The following is a 16978-nucleotide window of genomic DNA, read 5'->3' on the forward strand; positions in this document are numbered from 1 at the left end:
CCGGTTACCCGGCATTTAGGTGTTCGGCGATCAGCCGCGCGGCTTGCGCGCGCGCTGCTTCTGGAGCTGCTGCATCTGCTGGTCGACGCCATCGACGCGGCCGTTGAGCTGGTCGATCCGCTGACCGTTCTGCTGTGCCTGGCCGGCTGCAGCCTGTGCCTGGGTCAGCGCCTGGCCGGATACGCCCTCGACCGTGCGCAGACGTCCGTCGATGCCGTCGATGCGGGTGTTCACGGTGGCGATCTGATCGTTGACATAGCCCTTGGTCGCGCAGCCGCCGAGGCTGACCGAACCGAGCAGGATCATCGCAACTGCCGAACGCTTTGCAAAGTTAGAATTCATTCCCTCACCTCATCTGTAGTGGTATTTCCCGGCGACCAAGGTCCCGGCCCGATCCGTTTGGCAATTCGTTTTGGCTGAAATGTGTCCGTTACGGGTCCAATCGAAGCAGCGATTTTGCGCAAAACGGGGCGCCTTCGGCAGCGGTTTTGCGGTTCCGGCGTCGTTCGCGCGAATACTTCGCCGGGCTGTATGTCATTGGCACCGAACCGTTTTTCCGGCGCCGCGGTCGTAGAGCGTGCATCGTCACGGCGTCCATCCGCGGCCTCCGGCCCGTGTCGGGGCGTTCACCCCTGATCGTTTGCGCCGTTTTCGAACCACCGCGCATAGGGCGTGTTGGCGACCATGCGGCGGTTTAGGTCGGGCTTGCCGTCATCCCACCAGACCGGCCCGCGTTCGCCGAGCGCGACCTTCGCACGATCGACGCCCGCCCGCGCCTCTGCCAATGCCGCCTTGTCGGCCTTGCGCAACGCGACCCCCACTGCGCGTCTGGCCTGCATCAGCTCGGCGACCAGCGCGGTACGGCGGTCCTCGGACAGCGAGGGATCGGCGCGACGCCATAGCCTGCCGCGGACGACGAAGTAGCGGCCGTCCGGGGTTACCGGATGAACGTCCGCGGGCACGCCTCAGCGGGTCTTCTTGGCTGGCGACGCGGTGAAATCGGGATCCTTCTTCGCCACCCAGTCGACGAACTTACGGATAGTCGGATTGGCGAGCAGGCTGTCGACATCCATCCCGGCGCGCTGCAGTTCCGAATTGGTGAAATTGGTGGTCAGCGTCTGCTGGCAGACCGGATGCATCGGCACGACATCGCGTCCACCGCGGCTTTTCGGCACCGGGTGATGCCAGACGATCGTCGTCCCGGTCGGACGGCCGCACAACCAGCATGGCACCGCCGGCGGAACGTCCTGCTCCTCCGCTGCCTGCGGGTCTTCATAGGGCATGTGTTTCGAATGCTTGCGGGCCATGGTGTACCTGAACTGTCTCGACGGGCGCTTCCGACGGTGTGACTCAAAGCCGTTCCGTCCGTGTCGCGCAAGCAGGATTGGGGTGAAAGATTGCGCGCGCTGCATCCCTACCGACGCGAAACGCGTTTGCGCCCTGTCCGTCGTTCGATCGACAGCGATCATTCAATTTGCCTGGAGCCGTTACATGCCGAAGACCGTCATCGCCGACCTGTTCGCCGAAACGCTGCATCTGGCCGGGGTCGAGCGCATCTACGGCGTGGTCGGCGACAGCCTGAACGGGCTGACCGACAGCTTGCGGCGCCAGGGCAAGATCGAGTGGATCCATATGCGCAACGAGGAGGCAGCCGCGTTCGCCGCGGGTGCCGAGGCGCAATTGACTGGTCGGCTCGCGGTCTGCGCCGGGTCGTGCGGCCCCGGCAACATGCATCTGATCAACGGCCTGTACGACTGCAACCGGACCCGCGTCCCGGTGCTGGCGATCGCCGCGCAGATCCCGAGCGGCGAGATCGGCTCGAACTATTTCCAGGAGACGCGTCCCGAGGCGCTCTTCCGCGAATGCAGCGTGTATTGCGAGACGATCTCCGACGCCGACCAGATGCCACGAACGCTGGAAACCGCGATCCGCGCGGCGGTCGGCCATCGCGGTGTCTCGGTCGTTGCGATGCCGGGCGATGTCGCGTTGCGCTCCACCACCGGCACGTTGGCCCGGTCGGCGGGCGCATTGTTGCCGCCGCGCGCGACGACGGTGCCCGCGGACGCCGATATCGCCAAACTGGCCACGCTCCTGAACGGCGCCGGCAAGGTGACGATCCTCGCCGGCCGCGGGTGTCGCACCGCGCACGCCGAACTGCTTAAAGTCGCCGAGCGGCTCCAGGCGCCGATCGTCCACGCGCTCGGCGGCAAGGAGTTCGTCGAATACGACAACCCCTATGATGTCGGCATGACCGGGTTGATCGGCTTTTCGAGCGGCTACGATGCGATGATGGGCTGCGACGTGCTGCTGATGCTCGGCACCGACTTTCCCTATCGCCAATTCTATCCGGTCGACGCCAAGGTCGCGCAGGTCGACCTGCTTCCCGAAAATCTGGGACGGCGAACCGCGATCGATATCGGGCTGGTCGGCGATGTCGGCGCGACGCTCGCGGCGCTGATGCCGCATCTGACGGGCGCCCCCGACGGCGCGTTCCTGAAATCCGCGTGCGACAATTATGCCGAGGCGCGCAAGGGGCTCGACGAACTCGCCGACGGTACGCCCGGCAGCGGAGTGATCCATCCCCAACACGTCGCCCGCGTCGTCAGCGCGGTCGCGGCGGACGATGCGGTGTTCGCCTGCGATGTCGGCACGCCGACGATCTGGGCGGCGCGCTATCTGAAGATGAACGGGCGGCGCGGGCTGATCGGGTCGTTCAACCACGGATCGATGGCCAATGCGTTGCCGCAGGCGATCGGCGTGCAGACCAGCTTCCCGGATCGCCAGGTCGTCACGCTGTCGGGCGATGGCGGCCTGGCGATGCTGATGGGTGAGTTGCTCACCGTCCGACAGCTCGGGCTGCCGGTGAAGATCATCGTCTTCAACAACGGCACGCTGGGCTTCGTCGAGATGGAGATGAAGGCGGCCGGGCTGGTCGAAACCGGCGTCGCGCTCGACAATCCGGATTTCGCGGCGATGGCGCGGGCGATCGGAATCCACGGCGTGCGAATCACCGATCCGGGCGAGGTGGCGGCCGGCGTCCGCGACGTCCTGGCGCATCCGGGACCCGCGTTGCTCGATGCGGTGACGGCGCGCACCGAATTGTCGATGCCGCCCAAGATCACGCTCGAGCAGATGAAGGGCTTCACGCTCTACATGGCCAAGGCGATCATCAGCGGTCGCGGCGACTCGGTCGTCGAGCTCGGCAAGACCAACGTCGGTCTGCTGAAGCGCCTGTTCTGATAGGACGGGACGCGCGTCACTGGTAACGCGCGGTCCGGTCGAAGCCGCTGTTCGTCTTGGCCATCTTGGCGAGCTTGCGGACGTAGGACCGGACGTGGCGGTCGAACCGCGTGTCGTCATATACGCCACGCCAGATGAACTGGTCACGGTCGAGCAGCGCCTTGAGGTCGGCGGCGAAGCGCTTCTGATCGACCGCCGAGTCCTTGGCCTGCATCAGTGTGCAGACCATCTCCTCGGCGGTTGCCTTGTCGCAGTCGTCCTGCTGGCCATAGCCGCCACGTTCCGCGACGACCTGATCCGACCGCGCGGCGGCGATCCGGGCGTCGAGCCATTTGCGCACCTGTGCCGCGTTCCAGTCGGTCGGATTCGTGTCTGCCATTGCTCGTTCCTGATTGCGGTGCCGCTCGCGGGACCGCCGGTCTCTTCTTACGTGCGGGCTGCAATACCGCGTGCGACGCGCTTTGTAAGATAGCGCCGTACATTGCGTGCCAAGACGCTGGTGGATCGTACGAAACCCGCCTATACCGCTCGGTATGGAATTGACCTGGCCGCGTTCGAAGCGTGCGCATGGGTTGCAGGTAGGAGAGTGCGATGCCGATACTCGTCAATGGATCGGCGGTCGCTTTGCCCGACGATCCCCGCGTCTCGCTGCTCGATCTGTTGCGCGAGGGACTGCACCTTTCCGGTACGAAGAAGGGCTGCAACCAGGGCGCATGCGGCGCGTGCACGGTGCTGGTCGACGGCGAGCGTATCCTGTCGTGCCTCGCATTGGCGGTCCAGTATGACGGGCGTCGGGTCACGACGATCGAGGGACTGTCGGACGGGAATGCGCTGCACCCGTTGCAACAGGCGTTCATCGACCATGACGGCTTCCAGTGCGGCTATTGCACGCCAGGCCAGATCTGCTCGGCAATCGGCATGGCGGCGGAAGCGAAGCGCGGCGTACCGAGTAACGTCAGCGCCGATCTCACCGCGGATGTGCAGCTGACGCGCGAGGAATTGCAGGAGCGAATGAGCGGAAATCTGTGCCGATGCGGCGCGCATAACGGCATCATCGACGCGATCCGCGAAACCGTCGCGGCGGAGATGGCGGCATGACCCCCTTCGCCTATGCGCGGGCCGGCGATACCGCCGAAGCGCTCCGTCTCGGCCATGCGGACGCGGCCGCCTATCTTGGCGGCGGGACCAATCTGGTCGACCTGATGCGCGAGACGGTTGCCAGGCCCGACACGCTCGTCGACGTCACCGGGCTGTCCGACACGATCACCGAGACGGCGGATGGTGGGCTGCTGATAGGGGCGGCGGTGCGCAATACCGCGCTCGCCGAGCATGCTGGCGTACGTGCGCGCTATCCGGTGCTGTCGCGCGCGATCCTTGCGGGGGCGTCGGCGCAGATCCGCAACATGGCGACGGTCGGCGGCAACCTGCTCCAGCGCACCCGCTGCACCTATTTCTACGACACCGACGGTTCGCGATGCAACAAGCGGACTCCCGGCGAGGGCTGCGATGCGGCCGGCGGCTTCACGCGGATTCACGCGATCCTCGGCGCGTCGGAGGCCTGCGTCGCGACCCATCCGTCCGACCTGTGCGTCGCGCTCGCGGCGCTCGATGCGGTCGTCCATGTCGAGGGCCGCGACGGCGCGCGGACGCTTCCGTTCGGCGAACTGCACCGCCTGCCGGGCGATCGTCCCGATCTCGACACGGTGCTGGCGGCGGGCGACCTAATCACCGCGATCGAACTGCCCGCGATGCCGTTCGCGGCGACCTCGACCTACCGCAAGGTTCGCGATCGGGCGAGCTATGCCTTTGCGCTGATCTCGGTTGCGGCGGCGCTCGACGTCGTTGACGGTGAGGTGAGGGACGTGCGTATCGCGCTCGGCGGCGTGGCGCACAAGCCGTGGCGCGCGACCAAGGCGGAGGCGCTGCTGCGTGGTGGCCCGGCGACCGAGGCGGCGTTTCGTGCAGCCGCGATCGCCGAACTCGCCGACGCCAGGCCGCTCCGCGACAACGGCTTCAAGATCGAACTCGCGAAACGGACGATCGTCGCCGTCCTTGGTGACCTGGGAGTATCCGCATGAGCATCGTCGATACCGTCAAGCAGACCGCGCAGGGTCTGGTGCAGGGTGCGGTCGGCAAATTGGTCCCGCTCGCGCCGGACAGCTGGGTTCCCGGCGGCGTTCCCGATCCGCTGATCGCGCGTCAGCACGGCCTGATCGGTACATCGGTGTCGCGACTGGATGGTCCGTTGAAGGTGAAGGGGGCGGCGCGGTTCGCGGCCGAATTCGCGCTCGACGACATGGTTTACGCCGCGCTGGCGTTCGCGACGATCCCGCGCGGGCGCATCGCGACGCTCGACGTGGCGGCCGCGGAGGCTGCGACCGGCGTCGTTGCGGTGATGACGTATCGCAATGCGCCCCGGATGAACCAGCCCGCGGTGTTCGGGTCTGGGCCGACCGCGGCGGCGCCGGCCGACCTGCCGATCATGCAGGACGATCGCGTCGCCTGGAACGGGCAGCCGATCGCGGTGGTCCTGGCCGAAACGCAGGAACAGGCGGACTACGCCGCATCGCTGATCGTCGCGACCTTTGCCGGAGAGCCATCGATCACGTCGTTTGCGGCGGCGAAGGCCAAGGGCGCCGAGCCGGCAACCTTCATGGGCCAACCGCTGTCGAACACAATCGGCGATGCCGACGCCATGCTCGGAGCGGCCGCGCACAAGGTCGACCAGGTCTATCGGACGCCGCGCCACAACCACAACGCGATCGAGCCCCACGCTGCGACGATCGCCTGGGTGGGGGACGATCTGATCATCCACGACGCCAGCCAGCTGGTGACGATGGCGGCGGCGACGATCGCCGACGTGTTCGACCTGAAGGCCGAGCAGGTCCGCGTGACCTCGCCGTATGTCGGCGGGGGATTTGGCGGCAAGTGCCTGTGGGATCACCAGATCCTCGGCGCCGCGGCGGCCAGGCTGGTCGGGCGTCCGGTCCGGATCGCGCTGACCCGAGAGGGCGTCTACCGCGGGGTCGGCGGACGGACGCTGACCGAGCAGCGCGTCGCGATCGGTGCGGATGCGGATGGCCATTTCCAGGCGCTGATCCACGCCGGGACCACCGCGGATACGCCGCACAACCACATGCCCGAACCGTTCATCCTCGGTACGCGCGCGGGCTATGCCGCGGATAGCATCAAGCTGTCGGTCGACGTCGTGAAGATCGACATGCTCGCCAACACGTTCATGCGCGCGCCCGGCGAGTCGGTCGGGACGTTCGCGCTGGAATCGGCGATCGACGAACTCGCGGTCGAGCTCGGCATCGACCCGATCGACCTGCGCCTCCGCAACGAGCCGGAGGTGGATCCGACGTCGGGCCTGCCGTTCTCGTCGCGGCACATCGTCGAGGCGTGGCGTGCTGGGGCGGATGCGTTCGGCTGGGCCGACCGTGCACTACCCGGCGCGCGACGCGAGGGCGAATGGCTGATCGGGATGGGCTGCGCAACCGGGACCTATCCCTATTACCGGATGCCGGGTGCGGCGGCGCGGATCACGCTCGACCACGCGGGCAAGGCGCTGGTCGAAGTCGCTGCGCACGAAATGGGGATGGGGACGTCGACGACCACGACGATGGTTGCCGCGGAACGGCTCGGGCTGCCGCTCGATGCGGTCGAGGTTCGCTATGGCGATTCGATCATTCCCGGATCGATCCTCGCGGGCGGATCGCAGCAGACGGCCGCGATCGGCGGCGCGGTGATCGCTGCGCATAACGCGCTGGTGGCGGAGTTGTTGAAACTCGCCGGCAACGACTCACCGCTTGCCGGGCTGTCGCCGGACGAGGTCGGCAGTGAGGATGGCGGTCTTGCCAAACTCGACGATCCGGCGCGGCGCGAGTCCTACGCCTCGATCCTCGGCCGGGCGCAGCGCGATGCGGTGACCGTCTCGGCCGAAGGATCGCCGCCGCTCGAACAGATGCACTGGTCGATGCACTCGCACAGCGCGATTTTCTGCGAGGTCCGTGTCAACGCGGTGACGGGGGAGGTGCGCGTCACTCGCTTCCTAGGGTCGTTCGATTGCGGCCGAATCCTCAATCCGAAGACCGCGCGCAGCCAGTTCCGCGGCGGCATGATCATGGGCCTTGGCCTAGCGCTGATGGAGGAGACCGATTTCGACGAGCGCAACGGCCGGATCATGAATCCCAGTCTCGCCGAATATCACATGCCGGTGCATCTCGACGTGCCCGAGATCGAAGTGATCTGGACCGACATCGCCGACCCGCACACGCCGATGGGTGCGCACGGGATCGGCGAGATCGGTATCACCGGGGTAGCCGCTGCGGTCGCGAACGCGATCTATAACGCGACCGGAACGCGGGTCCGCGATCTGCCGATCACGTTGGATAAGTTGCTGGTCTGAAGCGACGCGGCCTGAACTCAATGCCGGTGTCTGGTCTCCGGCATCGCGAAGAAATAGAGCGCGAGGCCCAGTCCGGCGACGACCGCCAGCGTCAGGAAGCCGGCGGTGTAGCCGGCGCCGACGATGATCGTGCCCGCGAGCGTTGCCGACAGCGCCGCGCCGAGGCCTTGTGCGCTCGCGACCGCACCCTGGCTGACGTTGAAGCGCCCGGTGCCCTTGGTCAGGTCGGCGATCACCACCGGGAACAGGGCGCCGAAGATGCCCGCGCCGATGCCGTCGAGCGCCTGGACCCCGACCAGCCACCACGGGTCGTTCGAGACGGTGTACAAAGCCCCGCGTGCGGCGAGGAATGCGAAGGCGACGAGGAAGAGCGGCTTGGTGCCCCATTTTTCGGTGGTGCGACCGACGACGATCGCGACCGGCACCATCACCAACTGCGCGGCGACTATGCAGGCGGCGGTAAGCGATGTCGCCTGGTCCTTGCCGACCGTGCGGGAAAGAAGCTGACTGACCGATGTCAGCATCGCGGCATTGGCGAGATGGAACAGGAATGCGGTCACCGCGAAGATCATCAGCGGCTTGTTCTCGATCAGCGCCTTCCAGCCGCTCGGTTCCTCGCAATCGTCGTCCGGTTCGCAGTCGAGACCCCGCGCGACGGCGTTGTCTATCGCGCCGTTGTCGATCCGCGACGCGGTGACGATGCTCGCGACGGTCAGGCCACCCATCAGCCAGAACACGACGACCGGGCCGAACTTCCACGCCAGCACGCCCGCCAGAGCGGCGGATACCGCGTTGCCCGCGTGATTGAAGGCTTCGTTCCGCCCGACGCGCTTGGCGAAGAGCTTGGGTCCGACCAGCCCGAGCGTGATCGCCGAGATTGCGGGTGCGAACACTGCGCCAGCGACCGCGGCGACCGACTGGGTGACGGCGACGACGGTGAAGCCGGTCACGATCGGTAGAGATATGCTGCTGAGCGTCACGAGCAACGCGGCGATCATGACGATCCGTGGCTTGTTCCTGGCGCGGTCGATCAGGCTGCCCGCGGGCGTCTGAGAGATCAGACCGACGATCCCGGCGATCGTGAGGACTGCGCCGACGGTCGCCTCGTTCCAGCCATGTGCCGGCCCCCGAACGGCGAGTAGATAGATGGCGAGATACGGTCCAAGCCCATCGCGCACGTCGGCCAGGAAGAAGTTCAGCGCATCGAGCGTCCTGGTCGGGACGGATGTGCCGCCTTGTTCGTCCCGCGTGTCCGTTGCGGAAGGCGCATCCGTCATAACCATGAGAGTTCCTGAAACCTGTTGTCGAGCGCCCGACATTTCCGCGAACCGGCCGTCGTCGGATCGTTAAATCGGCCGACGCCTAGAAAGTTTCGACGATGGTATAATATCGAGCGTGTAATTTAGGTAATGATCTCATGACCTAAACTGAAACTGAACGGCGCCGTCGCTTTCGGGGCGCACCGGGACCGATTATTGCGTGCCGGTCATCGCCGCGAAATTGTGCGAGCCGCTACCGGTTGCGAGCAGGTCCGGGCGGGGGGTAATCGGAGCCGCGCGAACCGCGACCAGGGTCACACCGGGACCGATCGCGAACCGGGCTCGGCGCTGGAGATACCCAGGCGTCTCGACCGCCTGTGCCAGGACGATGCTGTGTGGGTAGGCCAGCCGCCGTCGTTCGCCGACGACGACTACGCCGCGAATCCCGAGGCGGTCCAGTGTGGCCGCTGCCTCGCGTGGGGTTCGCGCGGTCAGGACATAGCCGCGGCCCATGAAGTCGCTGGTCGACAGCCACTGCGAGGCCCTGGCCACCCAGATCTGCCGTCGGCCACGATCGGCATAGGCGGCCGCAGCGATCACCGCGCCTTCGCCGCCGGCGCGACCGTCGACTAACCAGAGACCGGGCGTGTCGACCATGGTTCGCGCGATCGATGGCGCGCCGAGATCGGGCTTGGCGGTCAACTGGGCCAGCGCGACCGCGGGGACCACGAGCGCGCCGACTGTGCACGCGACCGCCGCCGCACGGTAGACCGCGCCGAGGCGCCACAGCGTTAGAACGCCGAGCGCGACGAGGATGGCGCACCATGGCAGCAACGGCAGGACGTAGCGGTCGACCAACGCGACCGGGATGGCGGCCTGGAAGATCAAGGTGGCGAGGATCATCGCGACCGACAGCCTGACGACCGGCCCTGCGCGGCCGTCGCGCCACCCCCAGATCGTTCCGATCAGCAGGAGGAGTATCCCGCTCCAGCCGATATTAGCACGCACCGCCTGAAGATTGGTGACGAGCGAGTCCCAGGCGTAGGCGAGACCCGGCGCATAGTTGAAGCCCCCCGCCGAAATCCTGAACGAGATCAGATACCATGGCAGGATCAGCACGCCGGTCACCGATCCGGCAACCCACAGCTTGCGGTCGCGCAGCAGGTGCCAACGGCCCGACAGGACGATGTCGATCGCGGGGACGAGGACGATGAGCAGGCCGTTGCCCTTCACCAGCGTCGCGAACACCGCGAGCGCGGAGAACAGCGCGAAGCGCCACCATGACGGGGTTTCGGCCGCGGCCAGCCAGGCGATGCCGGCGAGTCCGACGACCAAAGTAACTGGCTGGTCGAGCAGGAAATAGCGCGCGCTCTCGACCTCCAGCGGCAGGAGCAGCACGACGAATGCGGCGGCAATCGCCAGGCGGGGGGCGCCGGCGCGGAACAGGCCCCAGCCCACGAGCGACGCCGGCAGCCCGGCGATGAACGCGCTGAGGATCGCGGCGGCGAAAGGCGAGGGGCGCAGGATCGCGAACAGCGGCGCGAGCAGCGCGTACCAGCCGGGGGGCCAGTGGCCGATCGAGAGCTTTGGAAAGTGCGCGTAGAAATCCTGCGCGAACGTCATCGGCGAGGGTAACCCGGCGCGCAGCCAGTCGCCGATAAACAGCGTGTTGATGTAATGCGAGGACTCGTCCGGATCGATGAAGCTCGCCGAGAGCCCGCCCGTGAAAGCGGCGAGCGTTAGCGCCGCCAGCCCGAGCAGTGGCGCGAGTGCGATCGTTCGCGTGACTGCCCCCCGGTTGGTCATCGCGCAAAACTAGCCGACCGGGCGCCCGAAAACCATGATCATTCGGTACCATCGCGCGGACGGGCCCGGGTGGACCGAAGCCGATGCCTTGAGAGGCAAAGGACTTCGGTCCGAGAGGCTAACGGCGGGTCAGAACGCGCCGGACAGCGTGAAGAACACCTGCCGCGGCGGCGTCGCATAGCTATTGTAGGTCGTGCTCGCCGCGCCGACGACGACTTCGTAGATGCCCTTGCGGTTGGTCAGATTGGTGACGTTGACCGAAAACCGCGTGTTCTTCAGGCCGAGACCGCCGATCGGTGGCAGCGCGTAGCCAGCCTGTGCGCTCAGCAGGACCCGACCTGGCACCGACTGATCGTTGGTATAGGTGGCGAAGCGGCGGCCGACGAAATCGCCGATCACCTGGACGTCGAACGGGCCGTCGTTCGCGCTGGCGACGACCTTGTTGAGCCATTTGGCGGTGTTGGGGACGTATTTGCCCGCCGTCGGGACCGTCGCGGTGCCGCTGGTGTAATTGTCGTCGTATTTCGAGCTGTTGTACGACAGCGCATCGTAGAGCGAGAAATGCGGCCCGAAACGCAACGTCGTGGCGAAATCGACGCCGTTGGTCGTCACGCCACCGACGTTCTGCAGGATCGATACGCCGCCGACGACCGACGCGATCACCGGCGTTGCGCTGATCTGCAACAGGCGGTTGCTGAAATCGACGTGGTAGTAGTTCACCTGGCCTTCGATCGCGGTGATCGGGCCGAGCGACACTTGGCGATGCGAGCGGACGCCGGCCTCGTAGGTCCACGAGCTTTCGGGCGACGTCTCGGCCTTCAGCTGGTCGAATGCCTGTTGGCTGCCGAGATTATACGGCGACAGCCCGGCGGCGACCGACGTCTGGAATTGGCGGACGTTCTTCTGCACGTTGGCGAACAGCTGCTCCGACGACGTCACGTCCCAGGTCCCACCGACCGCGGGCAGAAACCATTTCTTCGTGCTGATCTTGCCTTCGGGCAGGCCGGTCGAGGCACCCGACAACGCGCCCGGCAGCGGCTGGACCGGTACTGCGCCATTGGCGAACTGCAGGCTCGACTTGAAGCCCGCCTCCAACGTGACCGCAGGCGTGACGTGCCAGCGATCCCGAAGGTGGAACTGGACGATATCGACGTCGACGTCGCTGCCATATTGGGTCAGGCGACGCAGTGCCGGGTCGGCGCGGACATAGGGCGTCGAGGGATTGTCGATCGGGAACGCGTACCAGCGGCGCCGGACGGTGTTGGCGTTGTGCTCGTACCAGCCGCCAAGCTCGATCTCGTGATTGCCCGCCTCGACCGCGAGCCGCGACAACAGGCCCTCGCGGTCGACGGTGTATTCGGTGGTCCGCAGCGCATAGCCCGAATTGCCGAACACCTGCTTCAGGTTTTGGCCAGGATAATAGATGCGGAACAGCGCGGGCAGGCCCGCCACGGTGATCGGCCCGGCAATCTGCCCTTCGCCGTCGTCGTGATGATAATAGACCTGGTTCGAGAACGTCACCGCGTCCGAGAAGCGGTAATCGAGCTTTGCATAGCCCAGATAGTCCTTGCGCTGCGCATCGCCGTAATAGTTCAGATAATTGGCCGGCGCGTTCACGGGGACGTTGCCGTTGGCATCGAGATAGGCGAGCGCCGCGCCGAAGTTCGGATAGAGCAGGCTGCGATAATAGGGCTCGATCCCGCCGGCATTGTGGGCGACCGAATCCTGGTTTGGCTCCTGCTTGTCGGAAAAGGCGAAATAGCCGGTCAGCGTGACGTGGCTGTCCTTGTGGACGAACTTCGCGTTGACCTGATAGCCGCCCTGTTTCGCGTCGAACTCCCACGCGCGCGCCTTCTGGCGGACCGCGGACACATAGCCGCTGTTGGTGCCGCCAAGGCCTTCGAATTCGCCGCTGTCGATCCGCAGATAGCTGCGCTGTGCATCGTAGCTGCCGAGCGTCTGCGCGAAGCGGAGGCCGAGATCGCGCGTGGGATCGCTGGTGAACGTCTCGACCGCGCCGCCGAGATTGCTGGCCGACGCCGTGCCGAGATCGGCGGCACCCGACGACAGGCGGACCTGGCCGACATTCTCGCTGATCACCGCGCGCTGTGGCGAGAGGCCGTTGAAATTGCCGTAGGATTGATCGCCCAAGGGCACGCCGTCGAGCGTGAAGCCGAGCTGGTTCTGGTTGAACCCGTGGACGACCAGCGAGATGTTCTGTTCGTTGTTACCCCACGGGTCGGCGGTTTCGAACTGGACGCCGGGCAGGGTCTGGATCGCCTTGACCGGACTGACGCCCGGCATGGTCTTCTGCATCTCGACGCCCGACAGCGCGACCGACGACCGCGTCGTGCGGCTGGCGGTCACCATGATCGTGCCGTCCGCGGTCGCCTCGCGTGGCGTGTCCTGGGTCGCGTTGGTGGGCGCGGCATCGGCGCTGGCCTCACCGTTTGCTTGCGCCGTTGCGGTTTGAGCGATCGACGGCGTTGCGCATGCCATGATCCCGATCGCAGCCGACGACAGAAAAAGCGAAGCGCGATACACGCCCCGGAACTCGAACATTGCAGATCCCCTTGTCGCCGCCCAAACGCGGCCTGAGGGCGGCCACTACGGAGCATCCGCGACACGTCGGTGTCGGTTCAGTTACATATATTATACAGTTGCGATGGATGGCGGAGCGGTGGGATCGGGCGTGCGACGATCCCGATCAGCCGTCGTCATGGCCCCGCCAACAAAAGCTTTCGCAGCGCAAAGGACAAAGACTTTCCAACGCCTATCGATCTGGGGGACATTGCTCGCGTAACCAGGAGGTGGCGATGCCACGATCGATCGAGCGTTCGAATGTCCAGTGGCCGACGGTTGCCGTCGCGGTTGCGATCTATGGCGGCTGGCTCGCCGCGACCGCGTGGCATAACGCGGTTCCTTGGCCCGTTCTGGTGGCGATCGGAGGATGGCTGCTCGCGTGGCACGGGTCGTTGCAGCACGAGACGATCCACGGCCATCCGACGCGATACCCCGCGATCAACGCGGTGATCGGGTTCATGCCGTTGTCGCTGTGGCTGCCGTACGGATCCTACCACCGAAGCCACCGCGCGCATCACGCCGCCGCGGTCATCACCGATCCGTCGCACGATCCGGAATCGCGGTATCGCGCGCGCACCGACGGCCTGGCGGCGTTGCTCGGCCGGCTGCAATCGACGCTGGCGGGGCAGATGATCTTCGGGCCGCCGATCTCGGTCGTACGGTTTCTGTCCGGCGAGGCGCGATGGGTGGTCCGTGAACCGGCGCGTGTCCTGCGCGACTGGGTGCCGCATCTGACTGCGGTCGCGATCCTCATCGCGTGGCTCGATCATGTCGGGCTGGGGCTTGCGCGCTATATCCTGACGTTCGTCTATCCCGGGATGGCACTGACGATGCTGCGCTCCTACGCCGAGCATCGCGCGGATCTGGCGAGCCCCGGCCGTGCGGCGAGCGTCGAACGCGGCGGCGTGCTCGGGCTGCTGTTCCTCAACAACAACCTGCACGCCGCACACCATGAATCGCCGTCGCTCGCCTGGTATCGGTTGCCGGAGTATCATGCGCGAAACCGGGCGCGGTTCGTCGATCTGGGCGCGCCGATCTACCGTGGGTATGGCGAGATCGTTCGGCGGTTCGCGCTGTGGTCGCATGACGACATGATCCATCCGCGGCATAGGGGCACCCCGTCTTGACGAGGCACTGCGCATCGCTCGGCATGTACGATCATCCGGCGCAGCGGCCGGCGAACGATCGGTTATGGGCGGCGATGGCGGAAATCCTGCGGTCGGAGGGCGTTGCCGACGTACCGGATACGCTCGATCGGTCGCGCGACGTCCACGCGCTGTGGCGAGACTCTGCGCTGTTGTTCGGGCAGGCCTGCGGATACCCGCTGATCGCCGATTCGTCGCTGGCGCTGCGCGTGCTGGCGCTTCCGGTGTACGCGACGCCGGGTTGCGTCGGGGCGAGCCACACGAGCGTGATCGTGGCGCGCGCCGATGATGTCGACACGTCGCTCGACGGTTTCCGACAGCACCGCGCGGCGATCAACGATCGACGATCGAACACGGGGATGAACCTCTTGCGGGCGACGATCGCACCGGTCGCGGGGGAGGGGGCGTTCTTCTCCAGCGTGATCGAAACGGGATCGCACCGTGCCAGCATGATCGCGGTCGGCGCAGGCCAAGCGGATATCGCCGCGATCGATTGCGTGACCTATGCGGCGATCGGACGCTTCGAACCGGCGGTGACGACGGCGTTGCGGATAGTCGCGCACAGCCCGGCGTCGCCGACGCTCCCGTTCGTGACCGCCGCTTCGACAAGCGCGGCTACCGTGGCGGCGCTTAGGGTGGCGCTCAATCGGGTCATGGTCGATCCCGATCTCGTGGAGGACCGCGCGCACCTGTTCCTGACCGGTGCGATAGCGGCAGACCGCACCGCGCTCGCGCCGATCGCGGCACTCGAGGCCGCCGCAATTCGCGCCGGTTACGCCGAACTGCGATGACATGAGGATCCGATCATGATGCACGTCCCCGACACCCTCGATCTTGCGTCGACGATCGCCGAACTGGGCGCGGCGCGCACCGCGTGGCGTCACGATGCGGATGGCCGCCATACGGTCGCGCGGTTTCCGTCGCGCGATGCGGTCTCGACGGCGATGGACGATCTGGTCGCGGCGCTGTTTCCCGGACGGCTCGGCGCGTTCGCCGGCCCGGCGGACCTCGAGGATGCATTCGTCGAGGCGCGGCTTCGTGCGGCGCTGGCAGAATTTCGGCGGCAGATCGAACGCGAGTTCGGCTATTGGCAGGAAGAGGCGGTGCTGGCGTTCGATGCGAGCCAGGCCGCCATGATCGTCGATCTCTTCGCCGCCGAGCTGGGACCGATCCGCGAACTGGTCGACGACGACGTCCGCGCGGCGTTCCTCGGCGACCCTGCGGCCCGCAGCGCCGACGAAATCCTGGTCTGCTATCCTGGCATCACCGCGATCCTGTACCACCGGATCGCGCATGCGCTGTACGGTCTCGGCGCGCCGATCGTCGCGCGGATCGTGTCCGAACTGGCGAACGGCCGCACCGGGATCGATATCCATCCGGGTGCGACGATCGGCCGGCGCTTCTTCATCGATCACGGCACCGGCGTCGTGATCGGCGAGACCGCGATCATCGGCGACCGTGTGCAACTGTATCAGCATGTGACGCTGGGCGCGCGCAGCCCGCTCGGCGTCACCGACATCTCGCCGCGCGAACGGCTTGCACGCCATCCGATCGTCGAGGACGACGTGGTGATCTATGCGGGCGCGACGATCCTCGGGCGCGTGACGATCGGGCAGGGGGCGACGATCGGCGGCAATGTCTGGCTGCTGGAGGACGTCCCCGCGGGCAGCGTCGTCGCGCAGCCCACCGCAGTGATCCTGGCGGGCGAGGCCGCGGACCATCTGCACGAGACGCTGCGGGGGCGTACCGCATGAGCCGCTTTGCCTGTTGCCGCGAGATCGATGGCCCGCCGAAACCGGTGATCGGGGTGTTGTGCTGCAACGAGATCGCTAACCGGCCGATCCAGGCGGTCGCTACCCGGTTCGTCGAGCCGCTGGTGCGCTATGCGGGTGCCACTGTCCTGCTGGTGCCCGCGGTGGCGGATGCGATGGATACGCGGTCGCTTGCCGGGCGGCTCGACGGGCTGTTGCTGACGGGATCGCGGTCGAACGTGGCTGGTGGGCGCTACGGCAAGGCGGACACGGAGGACGACGCGCTCGATCTTGACCGCGACACGGTAGCGCTCGAGCTGGCGGGGCGGATGATCGAGGCAGGCCGGCCGGTGTTCGGTATCTGCCGTGGCCTGCAGGAACTTAACGTGCTGTTCGGGGGTACGCTGACCGATACGCTTGACGAGGGGCATCATCGCTCGACCGACGACGCCACCGCGTATGAAACGCTGTTCGATCACGTGCACGACGTTACGCTCAGCGCTGGCGGGCTGCTGGCCTCGGCGATCGCGCAACCGAGCATATCGGTCACGTCAGTGCATCGCCAGGGGATCGATCGGCTCGGCGAGGGCCTGACCGTCGAGGCGCATGCGGTATCCGACGGACTGGTCGAGGCGTTCTCCGCGCGACCGTGCGGGGGGGATGTGCTGGCGGTGCAATGGCATCCAGAGTGGGACGTTGCGGCCAGTGCATCCGGTCAGGCGTTCTTTGCGCTTATCGGACGTGCACTCGGGGCCTATCGCGACCGCTGAATGCAGCGAAAATCAT

The 16978-nt window shown here is 66.5% G+C and carries 15 protein-coding genes; 8 read left to right on the forward strand and 7 right to left on the reverse strand.

What is annotated here, in order from left to right:
• Positions 1-30: 30 nt before the first annotated feature.
• The 3 genes from C8J44_RS01050 to C8J44_RS01060 all read right to left on the reverse strand — a co-directional run bounded on the left by C8J44_RS01050 (position 31) and on the right by C8J44_RS01060 (position 1307).
• Positions 31-342 carry a hypothetical protein gene (locus C8J44_RS01050; protein WP_236698741.1) on the reverse strand — a complete coding sequence of 104 codons (312 nt, stop codon included), beginning with the start codon at positions 340-342 and terminating at the stop codon, positions 31-33.
• A gap of 284 nt (positions 343-626) precedes the next feature.
• Complete coding sequence (locus tag C8J44_RS01055; protein WP_121903020.1) at positions 627-962, reverse strand: hypothetical protein; 336 nt, start codon at positions 960-962, stop codon at positions 627-629.
• A gap of 3 nt (positions 963-965) precedes the next feature.
• Complete coding sequence (locus tag C8J44_RS01060; protein WP_121903021.1) at positions 966-1307, reverse strand: hypothetical protein; 342 nt, start codon at positions 1305-1307, stop codon at positions 966-968.
• A 184-nt stretch (positions 1308-1491) separates the two neighbouring features.
• On the opposite strand from C8J44_RS01060, the gene poxB reads away from it, so the two are divergent.
• On the forward strand, positions 1492-3240 hold the full coding sequence (poxB, locus tag C8J44_RS01065; RefSeq protein ID WP_121903022.1) for a ubiquinone-dependent pyruvate dehydrogenase: 1749 nt from the start codon (positions 1492-1494) through the stop codon (positions 3238-3240).
• Between the two features lie 16 nt (positions 3241-3256).
• Here poxB and C8J44_RS01070 read toward each other — a convergent pair whose 3' ends face one another.
• Entirely contained in the window at positions 3257-3619 is a 363-nt protein-coding gene (locus C8J44_RS01070; RefSeq protein WP_121903023.1) for a hypothetical protein, read from the reverse strand.
• Positions 3620-3831: 212 nt separating this feature from the next.
• Here C8J44_RS01070 and C8J44_RS01075 point away from each other — a divergent pair, with 212 nt between their 5' ends.
• Genes C8J44_RS01075 through C8J44_RS01085 form a run of 3 tightly spaced genes read left to right on the forward strand, consistent with a single transcriptional unit; the run spans position 3832 to position 7648 of the window.
• The gene (locus tag C8J44_RS01075) at positions 3832-4338 is read left to right on the forward strand and encodes a 2Fe-2S iron-sulfur cluster-binding protein (RefSeq protein WP_056049467.1); all 507 of its coding nucleotides are present in this window, start codon (positions 3832-3834) and stop codon (positions 4336-4338) included.
• Positions 4335-5318 (forward strand): xanthine dehydrogenase family protein subunit M, encoded by a 984-nt coding sequence (locus C8J44_RS01080; protein WP_121903024.1) that lies wholly within the window; start codon positions 4335-4337, stop codon positions 5316-5318. The genes C8J44_RS01075 and C8J44_RS01080 overlap by 4 nt, the downstream gene beginning before the upstream one ends.
• Entirely contained in the window at positions 5315-7648 is a 2334-nt protein-coding gene (locus C8J44_RS01085; RefSeq protein WP_121903025.1) for a xanthine dehydrogenase family protein molybdopterin-binding subunit, read from the forward strand. Before C8J44_RS01080 ends, C8J44_RS01085 begins: the two co-directional genes overlap by 4 nt.
• A gap of 17 nt (positions 7649-7665) precedes the next feature.
• Here C8J44_RS01085 and C8J44_RS01090 read toward each other — a convergent pair whose 3' ends face one another.
• From C8J44_RS01090 to C8J44_RS01100, 3 genes are all read right to left on the reverse strand, one after another.
• Entirely contained in the window at positions 7666-8931 is a 1266-nt protein-coding gene (locus C8J44_RS01090; RefSeq protein WP_259466650.1) for an MFS transporter, read from the reverse strand.
• 189 nt (positions 8932-9120) lie between these two features.
• Entirely contained in the window at positions 9121-10713 is a 1593-nt protein-coding gene (locus C8J44_RS01095) for a glycosyltransferase family 39 protein (protein ID WP_121903027.1), read from the reverse strand.
• Between the two features lie 129 nt (positions 10714-10842).
• Positions 10843-13275 carry a TonB-dependent receptor gene (locus C8J44_RS01100; protein WP_183128666.1) on the reverse strand — a complete coding sequence of 811 codons (2433 nt, stop codon included), beginning with the start codon at positions 13273-13275 and terminating at the stop codon, positions 10843-10845.
• Positions 13276-13529: 254 nt separating this feature from the next.
• On the opposite strand from C8J44_RS01100, the gene C8J44_RS01105 reads away from it, so the two are divergent.
• Genes C8J44_RS01105 through C8J44_RS01120 form a run of 4 tightly spaced genes read left to right on the forward strand, consistent with a single transcriptional unit; the run spans position 13530 to position 16962 of the window.
• Positions 13530-14423: a fatty acid desaturase gene (locus C8J44_RS01105; RefSeq protein WP_121903028.1), complete on the forward strand. Its 894-nt coding sequence runs from the start codon at positions 13530-13532 to the stop codon at positions 14421-14423.
• A gap of 23 nt (positions 14424-14446) precedes the next feature.
• Entirely contained in the window at positions 14447-15232 is a 786-nt protein-coding gene (locus C8J44_RS01110; protein WP_259466651.1) for a phosphate/phosphite/phosphonate ABC transporter substrate-binding protein, read from the forward strand.
• A 15-nt stretch (positions 15233-15247) separates the two neighbouring features.
• On the forward strand, positions 15248-16195 hold the full coding sequence (gene epsC, locus C8J44_RS01115) for a serine O-acetyltransferase EpsC (protein WP_121903030.1): 948 nt from the start codon (positions 15248-15250) through the stop codon (positions 16193-16195).
• Complete coding sequence (locus C8J44_RS01120; RefSeq protein ID WP_183128667.1) at positions 16192-16962, forward strand: gamma-glutamyl-gamma-aminobutyrate hydrolase family protein; 771 nt, start codon at positions 16192-16194, stop codon at positions 16960-16962. The genes epsC and C8J44_RS01120 overlap by 4 nt, the downstream gene beginning before the upstream one ends.
• The last annotated feature ends 16 nt before the right edge of the window (positions 16963-16978 follow it).

It is taken from the genome of Sphingomonas sp. PP-CE-3A-406 (genome assembly GCF_003688625.1).
Taxonomy (GTDB): Bacteria; Pseudomonadota; Alphaproteobacteria; order Sphingomonadales; family Sphingomonadaceae; genus Sphingomonas.

Excerpts from the sequence above, each read along its gene's own strand:
- C8J44_RS01050 (WP_236698741.1), bottom strand. The coding sequence starts at position 342 with ATGAATTCTAACTTTGCAAAGCGTTCGGCAGTTGCGATGATCCTGCTC.
- C8J44_RS01060 (WP_121903021.1), bottom strand. The coding sequence starts at position 1,307 with ATGGCCCGCAAGCATTCGAAACACATGCCCTATGAAGACCCGCAGGCA.
- poxB (WP_121903022.1), top strand. The coding sequence starts at position 1,492 with ATGCCGAAGACCGTCATCGCCGACCTGTTCGCCGAAACGCTGCATCTG.
- C8J44_RS01070 (WP_121903023.1), bottom strand. The coding sequence starts at position 3,619 with ATGGCAGACACGAATCCGACCGACTGGAACGCGGCACAGGTGCGCAAA.
- C8J44_RS01075 (WP_056049467.1), top strand. The coding sequence starts at position 3,832 with ATGCCGATACTCGTCAATGGATCGGCGGTCGCTTTGCCCGACGATCCC.
- C8J44_RS01080 (WP_121903024.1), top strand. The coding sequence starts at position 4,335 with ATGACCCCCTTCGCCTATGCGCGGGCCGGCGATACCGCCGAAGCGCTC.
- C8J44_RS01085 (WP_121903025.1), top strand. The coding sequence starts at position 5,315 with ATGAGCATCGTCGATACCGTCAAGCAGACCGCGCAGGGTCTGGTGCAG.
- C8J44_RS01090 (WP_259466650.1), bottom strand. The coding sequence starts at position 8,931 with ATGGTTATGACGGATGCGCCTTCCGCAACGGACACGCGGGACGAACAA.
- C8J44_RS01095 (WP_121903027.1), bottom strand. The coding sequence starts at position 10,713 with ATGACCAACCGGGGGGCAGTCACGCGAACGATCGCACTCGCGCCACTG.
- C8J44_RS01100 (WP_183128666.1), bottom strand. The coding sequence starts at position 13,275 with ATGTTCGAGTTCCGGGGCGTGTATCGCGCTTCGCTTTTTCTGTCGTCG.
- C8J44_RS01105 (WP_121903028.1), top strand. The coding sequence starts at position 13,530 with ATGCCACGATCGATCGAGCGTTCGAATGTCCAGTGGCCGACGGTTGCC.
- C8J44_RS01110 (WP_259466651.1), top strand. The coding sequence starts at position 14,447 with ATGTACGATCATCCGGCGCAGCGGCCGGCGAACGATCGGTTATGGGCG.
- epsC (WP_121903030.1), top strand. The coding sequence starts at position 15,248 with ATGATGCACGTCCCCGACACCCTCGATCTTGCGTCGACGATCGCCGAA.
- C8J44_RS01120 (WP_183128667.1), top strand. The coding sequence starts at position 16,192 with ATGAGCCGCTTTGCCTGTTGCCGCGAGATCGATGGCCCGCCGAAACCG.